Annotated in this window: 12 protein-coding genes, 1 pseudogene and 1 riboswitch; of the genes and pseudogenes, 4 read left to right on the forward strand and 9 right to left on the reverse strand. The window is 40.5% G+C overall.

Going from position 1 to position 14,148, the window contains the following annotated elements; all coding sequences use genetic code 11:
* The first annotated feature begins 83 nt into the window (after positions 1 to 83).
* Positions 84 to 998, forward strand: a pseudogene (gene yddG / locus M1E96_RS08885) (aromatic amino acid DMT transporter YddG).
* A gap of 6 nt (positions 999 to 1,004) precedes the next feature.
* On the opposite strand, the gene brnQ reads toward yddG, so the two are convergent.
* The 3 genes from brnQ to M1E96_RS08900 all read right to left on the reverse strand — a co-directional run bounded on the left by brnQ (position 1,005) and on the right by M1E96_RS08900 (position 3,861).
* Positions 1,005 to 2,336, reverse strand: coding sequence for a branched-chain amino acid transport system II carrier protein (gene brnQ, locus M1E96_RS08890; RefSeq protein ID WP_272580054.1), 1,332 nt, complete (start codon positions 2,334 to 2,336; stop codon positions 1,005 to 1,007).
* 213 nt (positions 2,337 to 2,549) lie between these two features.
* Positions 2,550 to 3,365, reverse strand: coding sequence for a sugar-phosphatase (gene yidA, locus M1E96_RS08895; protein WP_070928408.1), 816 nt, complete (start codon positions 3,363 to 3,365; stop codon positions 2,550 to 2,552).
* A gap of 112 nt (positions 3,366 to 3,477) precedes the next feature.
* Positions 3,478 to 3,861, reverse strand: a complete 384-nt coding sequence (locus tag M1E96_RS08900; RefSeq protein ID WP_070928406.1) for a helix-turn-helix domain-containing protein — start codon at positions 3,859 to 3,861, stop codon at positions 3,478 to 3,480.
* A gap of 606 nt (positions 3,862 to 4,467) precedes the next feature.
* On the opposite strand from M1E96_RS08900, the gene mgrB reads away from it, so the two are divergent.
* Both mgrB and M1E96_RS08910 read left to right on the forward strand, forming a co-directional pair.
* Positions 4,468 to 4,578: a PhoP/PhoQ regulator MgrB gene (mgrB, locus tag M1E96_RS08905; protein WP_257644845.1), complete on the forward strand. Its 111-nt coding sequence runs from the start codon at positions 4,468 to 4,470 to the stop codon at positions 4,576 to 4,578.
* Positions 4,579 to 4,774: 196 nt separating this feature from the next.
* A complete protein-coding gene (locus M1E96_RS08910) occupies positions 4,775 to 6,157 on the forward strand; it encodes an amino acid permease (protein WP_140182703.1) in 1,383 nt (460 codons plus the stop codon).
* A gap of 68 nt (positions 6,158 to 6,225) precedes the next feature.
* On the opposite strand, the gene pagP is transcribed toward M1E96_RS08910, so the two are convergent.
* Positions 6,226 to 6,801, reverse strand: a complete 576-nt coding sequence (gene pagP, locus M1E96_RS08915; protein ID WP_070928401.1) for a lipid IV(A) palmitoyltransferase PagP — start codon at positions 6,799 to 6,801, stop codon at positions 6,226 to 6,228.
* A 275-nt stretch (positions 6,802 to 7,076) separates the two neighbouring features.
* Positions 7,077 to 7,167: riboswitch (TPP riboswitch) on the forward strand.
* A 53-nt stretch (positions 7,168 to 7,220) separates the two neighbouring features.
* Here pagP and thiD point away from each other — a divergent pair.
* Entirely contained in the window at positions 7,221 to 8,018 is a 798-nt protein-coding gene (thiD, locus tag M1E96_RS08920; protein ID WP_272580055.1) for a bifunctional hydroxymethylpyrimidine kinase/phosphomethylpyrimidine kinase, read from the forward strand.
* 44 nt (positions 8,019 to 8,062) lie between these two features.
* On the opposite strand, the gene fbaB is transcribed toward thiD, so the two are convergent.
* The 5 genes from fbaB to baeS all read right to left on the reverse strand — a co-directional run bounded on the left by fbaB (position 8,063) and on the right by baeS (position 14,148).
* Complete coding sequence (gene fbaB / locus M1E96_RS08925) at positions 8,063 to 9,112, reverse strand: class I fructose-bisphosphate aldolase (RefSeq protein WP_140182707.1); 1,050 nt, start codon at positions 9,110 to 9,112, stop codon at positions 8,063 to 8,065.
* 45 nt (positions 9,113 to 9,157) lie between these two features.
* Positions 9,158 to 10,063, reverse strand: coding sequence for a lipid kinase YegS (gene yegS, locus M1E96_RS08930; RefSeq protein ID WP_272580056.1), 906 nt, complete (start codon positions 10,061 to 10,063; stop codon positions 9,158 to 9,160).
* 485 nt (positions 10,064 to 10,548) lie between these two features.
* The gene (yegQ, locus tag M1E96_RS08935) at positions 10,549 to 11,928 is read right to left on the reverse strand and encodes a tRNA 5-hydroxyuridine modification protein YegQ (RefSeq protein ID WP_272580057.1); all 1,380 of its coding nucleotides are present in this window, start codon (positions 11,926 to 11,928) and stop codon (positions 10,549 to 10,551) included.
* A 133-nt stretch (positions 11,929 to 12,061) separates the two neighbouring features.
* The gene (gene baeR, locus M1E96_RS08940; RefSeq protein ID WP_070928390.1) at positions 12,062 to 12,757 is read right to left on the reverse strand and encodes a two-component system response regulator BaeR; all 696 of its coding nucleotides are present in this window, start codon (positions 12,755 to 12,757) and stop codon (positions 12,062 to 12,064) included.
* Positions 12,754 to 14,148 carry a two-component system sensor histidine kinase BaeS gene (gene baeS, locus M1E96_RS08945; protein ID WP_272580115.1) on the reverse strand — a complete coding sequence of 465 codons (1,395 nt, stop codon included), beginning with the start codon at positions 14,146 to 14,148 and terminating at the stop codon, positions 12,754 to 12,756. The genes baeR and baeS overlap by 4 nt, the downstream gene beginning before the upstream one ends.

The following is a 14,148-nucleotide window of genomic DNA, read 5'->3' on the forward strand; positions in this document are numbered from 1 at the left end:
ATTAATAATACTTGCTTTCTAACAGTTTGAGCTTTAAGGTTTTTATCAATAAATGGTGAGATAACCTTGAAACTGAGTAAAAAATGAAATTAGGTGAGCATACAGCAACATTTTACGGTGTGATCTCAATATTATTGTGGAGCACTATTGTCGGTTTAATTCGTAGTGCAAGCGAAAGCTTTGGTGCTGTTGGTGGTGCTGCGCTTATCTATAGTTTTGGTACCATTATCCTAATTCTATTTATGGGATTACCTAAAATCCATATTTACCCTAAACGTTATCTTTTTTGGGGAACACTCTTATTTGTCAGTTATGAAATCTGTTTTGTATTAGCGTTAGGGTTAGCGGATGACCGTCAGCAAGCAATAGAATTGGGTATGGTAAATTATCTATGGCCAAGTTTTACTATTGCACTAGCCGTATTCTTTAATCGACAAAAATTTACTTGGCTGCTTGGTGTTGGTTTAGCGTTGGCTTTTGTCGGCTTGGTTTGGGTTATTTCAGGCGATAAACCCATTTCAGTAGAGGCCATCTTAACGAATATCAAAAGAAACCCTTTAAGCTATTTATTGGCTTTTGTGGGTGCCATTTTTTGGGCATTTTACAGTAATGTCACCAAACGTATCTCTGGCGGCCATAATGGCATGGTGCTATTTTTTATCGTCACATCAATAGGCTTGTAGCTTTTGTTTGCTTTGCAACCCGCAAAATCTTTTGATTTTTCATTTGCGAGTGTCGGTTTATTGTTGGTTGCTGCGTTGGCAACAGGTGGGGCTAATGCGTTATGGACACTGGCAGTGATCAGAGGAAATGTGGCATTTTTAGGTACCTTATCCTATTTTACCCCCGTGATTTCAACGGCATTTTCTTCAATACTCTTGAGTACCGCGCTAACACTTGGTTTTTGGCAAGGTGTGTTAATGGTAACGTTAGGATCAATTATTTGCTTTCTAGCGACGAGGCGTGTGGCGCTCAATACCAGTAAAGAGCGCCATTAAGGTTATTTATACTGTTTCATTGTTCAATTGCGCTGTTTTACCTGAGCACATTTTTCCAATTAACAGTGAGATGATACAAGCAATAATACCCGGTATTAACCAGCCCATACCTTGCTCAAAGAGAGGGAGATGAGTAAGAAGGAAATTCTTCATATTATCACTGAGTAATTTCAAATAGTTTAACGTATCCAATAGACTCATAAAAACAATGACGGCGATCGTGATACCGTAAGAAATCCGCGGAGCAGCCATATAGCGACGAGCAAATTGGAGGAATACGATTGTAACAGATGAAGGATATATCATCAGGAGCGCTGGGATGGTGACGCGTAATAGGGTGTCTAGCCCGAAGGTCGAAACAATCGTGGTTAGCAGCGTGAAAAATATAACCCAAAAACGATAACCTAAGCGATGATGGAATGTTGCAAAGTAATCGGCACAAGCACTGGTCACACCGACTAACGTTGTCATACTGGCTAACAACACAATCCCACACATGATCCACGTTCCCACAGAACCAAATAGTGCATCAACATAACGTGAGAAAATTTGTCCGCCATTGGTTGCCGTATTGGCGACGAGATCACTTGTTGCGCCAAGATAGAATAAGCAAATATAGAGCGCTGCCAATAGACTAACTGAAATTAAACCAGCTTTTATGGTAATAAATGCAACTGTGCGAGGCTGAGTAATATTTTTAGAGGCTAAAGCTCTAGCGACAATCCCGCCAAATGCCATGGCGGATAAAACATCCATGGTTTGATAACCATCAATGACTCCACCGAAGAAGGCATAATCTGCATATTGTTTCACTGGTGCATTAATCGCAGACAGAGGCTCAACCACTACAGCGACACCAACAACAACTAATAAGACTAGCAGTGCAGGTGTCATAAATTTACCGATGGCACTGATCATGGTGCCTTGTTTGAGCATGAAAAATAGCGAGCAAATATTAAAAATTAATGCAAACGTTAAATGAGAGGCTATATTTTTTTCCACAAAACCTAAAGGAATGAATCCCATTTCAAATGCGGTGTTGGTGACCCTAGGCATGGCAAATGTTGAACCGACAATCAAATATAGCGCGACCCAAAAAATAACAGCAACCCATTTAGGTAGATCAACGGAAAGCCTTTCCCCACGGCCTTTTACAGCAACAGTCACTAGTGTAATAAAAGGCAGAATAACGCCAGTAATAATAAAACCGAGTGATGTGCTAAACCAATCTGTTCCTGATTGGTAGCCAGCCATAGGAGGGAAAATGATATTACCTGCACCAAGAAAGAGTGCAAAGACCATCATCCCAAGAATTATCATATCTTTAGTCGAAAACATGTTACTACCTGCTTGTAATGTTTGTTTTGCAATGAATATTTTTTTATTACAGTATTTTTAAAGGCGCAGATAGTATCAAATTTAGAGGGGAGCGTCAGACTTCGATCAGTCATTTGACTTTAGGAGGTAGATAAATAGGGGGGCTTAGTGCTAGTGATTAGCGATTTATTTCAATATCTTATTAAATGGCAGTGAGTGACACTGCCTATGGTATTATTGTTGGTTTATAAATTTATTTAATGCGACGGCTACACCATCTTCATTGTTCGTTGCTGTGACAAATTTTGCAATATTGCGGACATTATCAATTGCATTGCCCATCGCGACAGGGATCTTGGCATACTGAAGCATTTGTAAATCATTATTTTGATCGCCAATACTCATGACTTTGTCCGGTGTGATGGCTAACTTTTCACAAATCACTTGTAAAGCAGCGCCTTTGCTTGCTGTTTTACTGGAGATCTCTAGAAAATAAGGGCTGGTTTTCATCAATGAATAGCTTTCAAAAGTATCTTCAGGAATATAACTGATACCAACACTGAGCTTTTCTGGCTGGTCAATCATCATAAACTTAGTGAACTTTAGGCTAGGATCCATTTCATTTGCAGGGCAATAGACCAGAGGGGTATTGGTTAGATAAGCATCATGCACAGTGTAATGGCTGATATGGCGGTTTGCAGTAAACATCGTATTTTGTGCGAGCACATGCATATGCACACCAACTTCGTTTGCCAAAGATTCGAAATATTGGTAGTCAGCAAAATCTAACAGATTTTCAACTAAATGTGTTCCATCATTGGCTTGGTGAATGACACTACCGTTATTGCTAATGCAATAATCTGATGCATTGTCGAGGCCAAGTTGCTGGAGATAGGGAAAGATCCCTGAAAATGGTCTACCTGAAGCAAGTACTACGTGAATACCGTTGCTTTTGGCTTGTATAACCGCATCTTTGACTGCTGGGGTGATTTGGTGCTGAGAGTTGAGTAGAGTACCATCTAAATCAATTGCTACCAGTTTAATTGACATCAACGCCTCCGGTTAATGATGTTTTACTGAAGTACCTTACTCCATTTACATTAAATGTAAATTATCTAAATATGAAAAGTATTACTTAGCTAGATAATTCAAGTAGATAACTTTAATCATGAGTATGGCTCAAATGCAAAGGTTCTTTGACGTCTAAATCAATATCCCCATTTTGCCGAAAATCGAACGGGGTTATCCCATATTCTTTTCGGAACATATAGGTGAAATGTGATTGGGAACCAAACCCAAAGTCCAGCGCGATATCAAAAATGGATTGTTCGCTGTTTCTAAGCAGGTTAACCGCGCCCGCAAGACGACGTTGACGGATGTATTTACCCAACGAAATTCCAGTCACTTCTTTAAAAATTTTTTGCATATGCCATAACGAATAGCCTGAATAGGCAGCAAGTTCTTCTAAATGGATAACTCGACCTAAGTGTTCCTCAATCCATTTACTTAGAGCATAGACAAGTGCTAAATGATTATCTTGTGGCATCTCAATTAATTACTGAAGTTGTTGACTTGTGCATGTGAAATTTTGTTCAAAACAGCAATATTTTAGTTAACTCGATGAGTTAAAGCATTATTCCTCAATTTTGCTACTAAGAACAGTAGTAAAACATCTGCTATCCGAACCCAAAACATGAGCGTACTACTGGAACTGGGAAACTCACCATGAGCCTGTAGTAACTCAGACCCCAATTAGAAAAACATAATCGTAATATGCTGAGAAAATCAGCGTTAACAGCTTATGTATTAAAATGGAGTAGCTGAAGTATACACAACTTCGTTTGAACATGACAAAGGCTGGTTGTGCGGTATTAGCTGTAAATCGATGAAAAAAAAGCCAGTTAGGCAGTTTTTTTATTAATTAGTGTGAAAAGTGAGCATAAATACAAAAATTGCTATGAATCACGTATTTTCCTCAAATTTCCAAATAATGGTTACTGTAAAATTAAATATTAAAAAGTTATACATTAGTTACTAGGATGATGTTCTTTATCTTTGGATGCTGTGTAATTGTTTGAAAAATATATATAAATATTTTTTGTATTGAAGGAGAAATTGGTTGAAATACAAATTGGTCATCGCTATTTTTGCTGTGATAGCTTGTGTTTTTTTATATCTATTAGCGATGGATAGGTTGTGTGATCAAGGTGGTGAAAACTTTATATTTGGAATATGTCAAATAACTGACTTATTACCGTTTTGATTTTACCCTCTAATACGCCATACTGTGCTACTTCTGTTTTTTATCACAAACTATCAACTTTTAATCAGATAGGTTTGCTGATCCAGCAGGGAACATCTTTAAGTGGTGTTGTTAATAACAAAATTCAAATAAACTTGTATGCTTAACTCAATAAATAGAGATAACAAGCAAGTAATAGGATGATAAGGGTAAAGTTATGGCGCAAGAGCAGCAGACGCTAAAGCGTGGGTTAAAGAATAGGCATATCCAGTTGATTGCTTTAGGAGGAGCAGTTGGTACAGGGCTGTTTCTCGGTATCGCAACAACTATAAAGATGGCAGGCCCTTCGGTATTGTTAGGGTATGCATTATGTGGGTTTATTGCCTTTTTAATTATGCGTCAGCTGGGTGAAATGATTGTTCAAGAGCCTGTTGCCGGTTCATTTAGTCATTTTGCATTTAAGTACTGGGGTGGTTTCGCTGGTTTTCTATCAGGTTGGAACTATTGGTTTATGTTCATTCTTGTTGGAATGACCGAACTCACCGCCGCAGGTGAATATATGCGCCGCTGGTGGCCTGAATTGCCTATTTGGGTTTCCGCTGCGGTATTTTTTATTGCGGTTAATGCAGTTAACTTAGTCAACGTTCGCTCTTATGGTGAAACAGAATTTTGGTTTGCTCTCATCAAAGTGATCGCGGTTATTGCCATGATTATATTTGGCTGTTATTTGCTGTTTAGTGGCAAAGGTGGACCACAAGCGAGTATCACCAATTTATGGGAGCATGGTGGCTTTTTTGCCAATGATTTTATTGGGCTCTTAATGGCATTGGCGATTATTATGTTCTCTTTTGGTGGATTAGAATTGGTTGGGATCACCGCAGCAGAAGCAGAAGAGCCTGAAAAAAGCATCCCAAAAGCGATCAACCAAGTTGTTTATCGTATCCTTATTTTCTACATTGGCTCATTGACCGTACTGTTGGCACTTTATCCATGGGTTAACTTAGATGGCAAAACGAGTCCATTTGTCCTGATTTTCCATGAATTAGGTGACATGTTAGTGGCGAATGCGTTAAACGTCATTATTTTGATTGCCGCGCTTTCTGTCTATAACAGTGCTGCATACTGTACTAGCCGTATGTTATTCGGTTTAGCTCAACAACAAAATGCCCCGAAATTTCTTGCCAAAATCAACAAAGGTGGCGTACCGGTCATGGCATTAATTGTGTCAGGGATCGCAACATCTGGCGGTATTTTGATTAACTTTATCATGGAAGGTAAAGCATTTGAGTTACTGATGACATTGGTTGTGACCACGTTGGTGCTTAACTGGATCATGATCTGTATCTCTAACTTAAAATTTAGAGCAGAGATGAACAGACAAGGGATTGAAACTAAATTTAAAAGTATCTGGTATCCATTCGGCAACTACTTATGTTTAGCGTTTTTAGCGTTGATATTAATTATTATCTTAATGATGGATGGTTTAAGAATATCTGTGCTAATTATGCCAGTATGGATTGCTGTTCTGTGGGTTGGCTATCAGTTTTCAGGTGCGAAAAAACAAGAAAATGCGGATAAGAAAACGCAATTAACACAGTAACAATCAATAAAACGGCCGATGCGATAATCGTCATCGGCCATTTTTATTTAGCAAATAAAGTTAAGCAGTTACCACTGCCAACGCAGCCATGCAAATAACACGTTACCGTTATTATAAGTTCCTGGTATATAGGTTGCCTGCAACGATAGCTTGTCATACTCGACAGAAACCAGCGGTAGCGGTACTGGGATCGGAATATAATAATAATCATCCCTTGCGGTAACACTTAATGTGAAACCTGCACCCATTCTAAAACCATCTAATTCACCGGGTACCCACATCTTTTGGAAACCATAGCCGACAATTGGCTCCACTTTATTATGTGAGTCCATAAATGCCATGGCGTATAGTGCATGCCAATCATTATCTTCATCGTAGCGATACTTACCAAGCCCAAAGCCCCATGGATTTTCATTATAGCTATCAGTTTTTTCTTTATCGTAAGTAAAGCGGTTATGCCAGGTTAATACTGGGAGATACAGCTCATATTGATCTGAATCCCATGTGGTACTGACATTTCGGGTAAATTTATCCCATAGCCCCTCAGATGGCTGTTCTGTTGAGGTTGATGAAGCGGCGCAGACAGAAGAAGCAATCAAAAAGGAGGCTCCTACAGCTAGCTGCAATTTTTTGTTAACTCTCATTGTAAATCCGATTCAGGTTAATGCACGTCTTATGTTATAGGTTGAAATATTAATAGTGAGAATGAATATTATTTCTCACAAAACGTTATGCTTACTAATTATTTTAGATTACCTAGATGTGATATAACAGCACTAATTTAGTTTATCTAATAGTGGTGTTCGTCTTAATTGTATTGGTATTTGTATACAAGATATTGCATTTTTTGGCTGTGCTATGGCGATTAAGAGATAACGGCAGTAGTTTGTTATGAGAAAAAGTGCGATACTAATCAAGTAGTTTTGGCTCGGGGCGTCGATAAAGACTGAGAAGCACCCGTATTACCTGATCTGGATAATGCCAGCGTAGGGAAGTCGGAAGCGTCAATAATAACCCTTCCAATATGACCACTCCTTACTCTGTGCTTTAGGAGTGACATTTCATGAGAATCAATGCGTTAACCATTGCAGGAACCGACCCATCTGGTGGTGCGGGGATCCAAGCCGATTTGAAAACATTTTCTGCGCTCGGTGCCTATGGTACCAGTGTTATGACAGCATTGGTTGCGCAAAATACTCGCGGTGTGCAATCGGTACATAAACTCCCCGGTAGTTTTGTGGCTGCGCAACTTGAATCAGTGCTAAGTGACATCCGCATTGATAGTGCAAAAATAGGTATGCTATTTAATCAAGAAGTGATTTCTGTCGTCGTCGATGCCCTTAAGCAATATAGTATTCCCCATGTAGTATTAGATACCGTTATGGTTGCTAAAAGTGGTGATCCACTATTACTTCCAGATGCGGTAGATGCAATGAGACATGAGTTACTACCACTAGTATCGTTGATCACACCTAATTTACCTGAAGCAGCGGCCTTACTTGATGAGCCTGTAGCTAAGACAGAGAATGAAATGTTAAACCAAGGTCAGCGGCTACTTAAAATGGGGTGTAAGGCCGTATTAATGAAAGGCGGGCATCTAAGTGACGCACAGAGCCCTGATTGGCTAATTACCCCTAATGGAGAATGGCGTTTTACCTCCCCAAGAGTTAATACGCGGCACACTCATGGGACAGGATGTACCTTATCAGCAGCGCTTGCTGCATTAAGGCCTCGTTTTACTGACTGGTCAGCGACTATACCTGAAGCAAAAGCTTATTTACAGGCAGCATTAGAACAGGCGGATAGTTTAGAAGTCGGCTCAGGTATTGGCCCTGTGCACCATTTTCATGCATGGTGGTAAGTCATTAAAAGGCCCTTTGTGTTTGAGGGCCTTTTAAGTATTAATTAAGCGATAGTAACTTCTTTGCTGAGGTAAACATCTTGTACGGCATTAATCAGTGCCACACCTTCTTGCATCGACTTTTTAAATGCTTTACGACCTAAGATCAGACCCATACCACCTGCACGTTTATTGATAACAGCGGTACGTACCGATTCACTTAAATCATTTTGTCCTGCGGCTCCACCTGAGTTAATCAACCCAGCACGCCCCATATAGCAATTTGCTAATTGATAGCGAACGAGATCGATAGGGTTATCTGTGGTCAGTTTAGTGTAGACGCGTTCATCAGTATGACCAAACCCAATGGCTTTATAACCCCCGTTATTTTCAGCCATTTTCTGTTTTACAATATCAGCACCAATGGTTGCTGCGATATGGTTGGCTTGACCAGTTAAGTCCGCACTTGAATGATAGTCCACACCGTCTTTTTTAAATGCAGGATTACGTAAATAGGCCCATAACACGGTTACCATACCGAGTTCATGTGCGCGTTCAAATGCCGCAGAAATTTCTTCAATTTGGCGGCGTGATTCAATTGAACCGAAATAGATTGTCGCTCCAACGGCAACGGCACCCATTTCAAAGGCTTGTTCGACGCTGGCATACAATGTTTGATCATATTGAGCAGGGTAGCTTAGCGTTTCATTATGATTTAGCTTAACTAAAAATGGAATTTTATGTGCATAACGGCGTGAAACGGAAGCCAGTACACCATAAGTCGAAGCAACACAGTTACAGCCTGCTTCAATCGCTAATTCAACAATGTTTTTTGGATCGAAATAGAGAGGGTTTGCCGCAAATGATGCCGCCGCAGAATGCTCTACGCCTTGGTCTACAGGAAGGATAGAAAGATAGCCTGTACCTGCTAAGCGCCCATGATTAAACAGAGTTTGCATTGAGCGAAGAACACTATTGGGACGATTATTGTCGATCATAACACGGTCAACAAAGTCAGAACCCGGCAAGTAAATATTTTCACGAGGAATGGTTTGGCAACGGTGGTCTAAAAGAGTGGATGCTTCGGAACCTAACAGCTTGGCAATATCAGTCATGACTTCCTCCATTTAACAAAGTCTAAGGGATGTTAATCATTAAATTTAAGATAACAAGCCACATTGAGGCGGTAATCGGCAGTGGATCGCTTCAGGTAGTAATTCAAAGGTGAATGTTTCACCCGAAAGGGGCTCGCCATCTAAATTAAACACCATTTTATGCGGTGAAGAAATTTTTACCCAACAACTTGTTTTTTCAATTAAATGCTGATTTTTCTCACTGGAGAACAAATTGGTGAGTAGGGCAGGGATCACATCACGAGCAGGTACAACCAATAAATTCAATTGACCATCGTTGATCAGAGCATCAGGGGTTAATAATTGCCCGCCACCTGCTTGTTTTCCATTACCGACTGCGACGACTAAGGTTTCGCCTTCCCAGCTAAAGTGTTCTGTTTCAATTTTACAGGTATCTGTTTTGAGTGTATCAGGTCGTAGTAAGCCGTTAATGACATAGGCTGCGCCGCCGAGAGCAGATTTTAATGCTTCAGGGGTTTCTGTCGTGATACGTGTCCCAAAGCCGCCTGTTGCCATATTCATAAAAAACGATTGATGGTTAACCCTAGCAATATCTATCGCAAATGATTTACCTTTTACTGCTAATGACAAGGCGGCGTGTATATCCATTGGGATATTGGCACTGTTTGCAAAATCATTAGCAGTGCCTAATGGAAGGACACCGATGGCGGGGCGCTGTGTTTCAGGTAGCTGCATTAATGCACTGGCTACCGCATTTATTGTGCCATCGCCACCACCGGCGATGATAGTCTCTATTCCTTGGTTGACAGCTTCATTAAGGTACATTGGCAGCTCACTGACTTCCCAAGGAATGCGTACCAAAATGTTATGGCCTTCTTCACGTAGTTGGTAAACCGCTTTTTTGAGTTCTGGATTGGCTGATTGTTTACTATTAAGAATAATGAGGGCGCTATGTTGTTTATGAGTAGGCATGATATTCCTTGAAAGAAGAAAATACGGTTGTACTCGTTATACTTCAAATTACAGCGTTTTTCCTCTAGCTGTACTTCGAGTTCATTTAGAATATAAAAGTATAGTCTCAATCAAGAATTAATAAATAGTCACATTGAGCGATTATGTTGATGATATATTTTGTGGAGTGCAAAAAAGAAATGGCTAGCTCAAGGGAGATTGAGCCAGCCAAGGAGGTGGTTCCTAGTCTTACTTTATGACTTTCTAGTTCTTCATTTTCGAGAGTGACTATACGATATTGAATAGCTAATTGTTGTGATCTATTGCATAAAAATGGATATTAAATACATTTTAACGGCTCAATGCGATTTTTGAGAATGATTATCAATTGTTATAGTGGTTTTTGTTGCGGATAATTTCATTGTGAAAGATAAAAAATGCTAGAAATTCAATTAATTAAATTAATGATTTCTAGCATTAACGGTGACTAGCGCACTAATCGCTAATTAAGCATGAGTTGTCGTTTCTGATTGGTGTGGAGAGCGGGTAGTTGTACCCGGTAAATTACGAATCAACAAACCAAAATTCACATCAACATCATCAGGCACAGGTAAATAAACGATATGGCCATTACCCGGCGCAACGTCAATAGCTTCGCCTTTACGGTTTTGTAATGCATCAAGGGTAAAGACAATATTTCCCGCAGGAGTCATCAATTCTAAGCTATCACCTAGGCTAAATTTATTTTTAACATCCACTTCTGCAAGGCCATTAATACGCTTACCGGTAAATTCACCGACGAACTGCTGGGTTTCAGAGACAGAATAGCCATATTCATAGGTTTGGTAAGCATCGTGAGTATGACGACGTAAAAAACCTTCAGTGTAACCACGATGTGCTAAGCCCTCTAAGGTTGACAGTAATGTCGGATCAAACGGCTTACCTGCGACGGCGTCATCAATTGCACGGCGGTATACTTGTGCAGTGCGTGCGCAGTAATAAAAGGATTTAGTACGACCTTCAATTTTTAATGAATGAACTCCCATTTGAGTCAGATTTTCTACATGTTCAATCGCACGTAAATCTTTAGAGTTCATAATATAAGTACCATGTTCGTCTTCGAAGGCGGTCATATATTCGCCCGGACGCTTGGCTTCTTCAATCATAAAGACTTTATCAGTCGGTGCGCCTTCACCTAGGGTTGGTGCAACATTTTTGACAGGGATCGGTTCATGTACATGAACGATATTGCCCACATCATCTTGTTTACCTTCTTCGACTTTGTATTCCCAACGACAAGCATTGGTACAAGTGCCTTGGTTAGGGTCACGTTTATTGATGTAACCAGACAGTAAGCAGCGGCCTGAGTAAGCCATGCAAAGCGCACCGTGGACAAACACTTCGAGTTCGATATCTGGAACTTGTTTACGGATTTCAGCGATCTCTTCGAGAGAAAGCTCACGAGATAAAATAACCCGAGTAAGTCCCATCTGTTTCCAGAATTTTACCGATGCCCAGTTAACTGCGTTTGCTTGTACCGATAAGTGAATATCCATTTTAGGAAATGCTTCGCGTACCATCATGATCAGCCCCGGATCGGACATAATCAGTGCGTCAGGTCCCATTTCAATAACAGGGGTTAAATCACGAATAAAGGTTTTCAGCTTTGCATTGTGTGGCGCAATATTAACGACAACATAGAATTTTTTGCCAAGATCATGGGCTTCTTGGATCCCTTTGGCTAGGTTTTCATGGTTGAATTCGTTATTACGTACACGGAGGCTATAACGCGGTTGCCCTGCATAAACGGCATCTGCGCCATATGCGAATGCATAACGCATGTTCTTTAAAGAACCGGCTGGTGATAATAATTCTGGAGTAAACATATTTGTTCTCAGTCTGATGTCAAGTCAGTACTTCCTTCTTATGAGGAAGCCTTTTTAAGGGAGGCGATTTTAGCGCTGTTTGCAAGAAAATTAAAGTATTCCCTACAAAATGTACTGACATTGAGTCATCAGTTTAGACTTCATCCCATCGATAACCTAAACCATAAATAGAACGAATAAAGGTTTTTTCATTATCAAGTGATTCCAGTTTTCGGCGTAGGTTTTTGACATGACTATCAATGGTTCTATCCGTGACAATTCGGTGATCATCGTACAAAATATCGAGCAGTTGATCGCGTGAGAACACGGTTCCCGAATTATCTGATAAAAACTTAACCAGTCGAAACTCAGCGGGTGTTAACTCAAGTAGTTGATCACCATAACGGACTTGGAATGCGCTTTCATCAATAATTAACTGGGTTTTCTGTTTATCGGGTGTCGTTGTATGTTGGCAGCGACGTAAAATGGTTTTTACCCGAGCCACCACTTCTCTAGGACTAAAAGGTTTACAGATATAATCATCAGCGCCGATTTCTAAACCAAGTAAGCGGTCGATCTCTTCGGTTTTGGCGGTGACCATAATAATCGGGATTTCACAAAATTTACGTAACTCGCGACAGATGGTTAACCCATCCATGCCAGGTAACATGAGGTCGAGTAGAATGATATCTGGCTGGTGCTGTTTAACATAATCAATTACTTCATTACCCCGTTGTAATAGTGAAGGTTGGTATCCAGCAGCTTGAAGGTAGTCATAAAGTAGTTGACCGAGTTTCGGTTCGTCTTCAACAACCAGTACATTCGCACTTGAAGGCTCTAACACTGTCACTGTTCATTTTCCTTTTGTTTCAACGGTAAATGGATAGCAATACATACTCCACCTAATGGGGAAGCGCTGGCTTGTATGCTACCTTTGTGTGCTTCAATAATATTATAGCAAATTGCTAAACCGAGGCCAGAACCGCCACTAGCGCGACTGCGCGATCCCTCTGCGCGATAAAATCGCTCAAAAAGATGGCTACATTGTTCGCTAGTTAGGCCGGGAGCACTGTCTTCCCAATATAGTGAAAATTGATTATGTTCAATAACGGCTCGAATGATGATTTTTCCGTTCGCGTCGGTATAGCGTAGGCTATTTTCCATTAAATTATAAAGTAATTGCAAAATGCGATCAGGGTCGATATTGATAATTTGTTGATTTGGCAAATGTGTTTCCACTGTGATCTGCTTCTCTTCCAAACGCCAACGTACTTGACCGATGACCATATCAATCAAGGGAATAATATCCGCTGATTGAAGGCGATAGACGAGTGATCCTCTATCGGATAAAGATAATTGATGTAAGTCGTTAACTAACTTAATTAACGTATGGGTTTCCGCGAGTAAAGAGCTGATAGTCTCAGGCGTTGCTTGGCGTACGCCATCTTGTACGGCCTCAAGTTCACCTTGCAATACCGAGAGTGGGGTACGTAATTCATGCGAAATATCTGCCATGTAATCACGACGCATATGTTCATTTTTTTCGAGTGTTGATGCGAGATGGTTAAAATCTTTGGCGAGTTGACCGAGCTCATCGCGACCGACCTCAGTAACGCGGGTGGAGAAATCGCCATTCGCTAATTGGTTGGTCCCATCCAACAATCTTTTTATGGGTTTTAAAAAACCACGAGCTAATAAAATTGTGGCGATTAACGCGACAATTAATGATAAACCAGCAATTAACCAACTGGTCATCATCTGTTGTTCATCGAAACGGCGGTCTATCTCATTGCTGATCCCATCGCCATAACTGGCAATCACCCATCCCACTGTTTTGCCATCTGAAGTGACAACGGGCTGGCGGAGAATGTCATTAGGTAACGGAACATTACGACCTAATATCAGCCGGTTTTCGTTGTCATATACCCAAAAATAGGAGCGCCAACCTTTAGGTTTGGATGGCGGCAGTGAGCGCTGGTGGTGTTCAATACTGCGTAATATATTAAAAAACACTCGCTCATTACGGATCAAGAAACGCCAGCTACCTGTCTCATCATATTGTTCAGCAAGGGCATCAGCGATCAATTCGGCACGTTGTTGATCATTCTCTTTAATATAGTCAATAAACCCATGTTGAAAGCTTAAGCGAACACCTTGGTGCATAATGACCACTAGCAGTAGACAAGTGGCAAAAATAGCCAGAAATAATCGGGTGCTGACGCTGCTAAATCTAAATTTCAT

It is taken from the genome of Providencia sp. PROV236, from assembly GCF_033676985.1.
GTDB classification, from domain to species: Bacteria; Pseudomonadota; Gammaproteobacteria; order Enterobacterales; family Enterobacteriaceae; genus Providencia; species Providencia manganoxydans.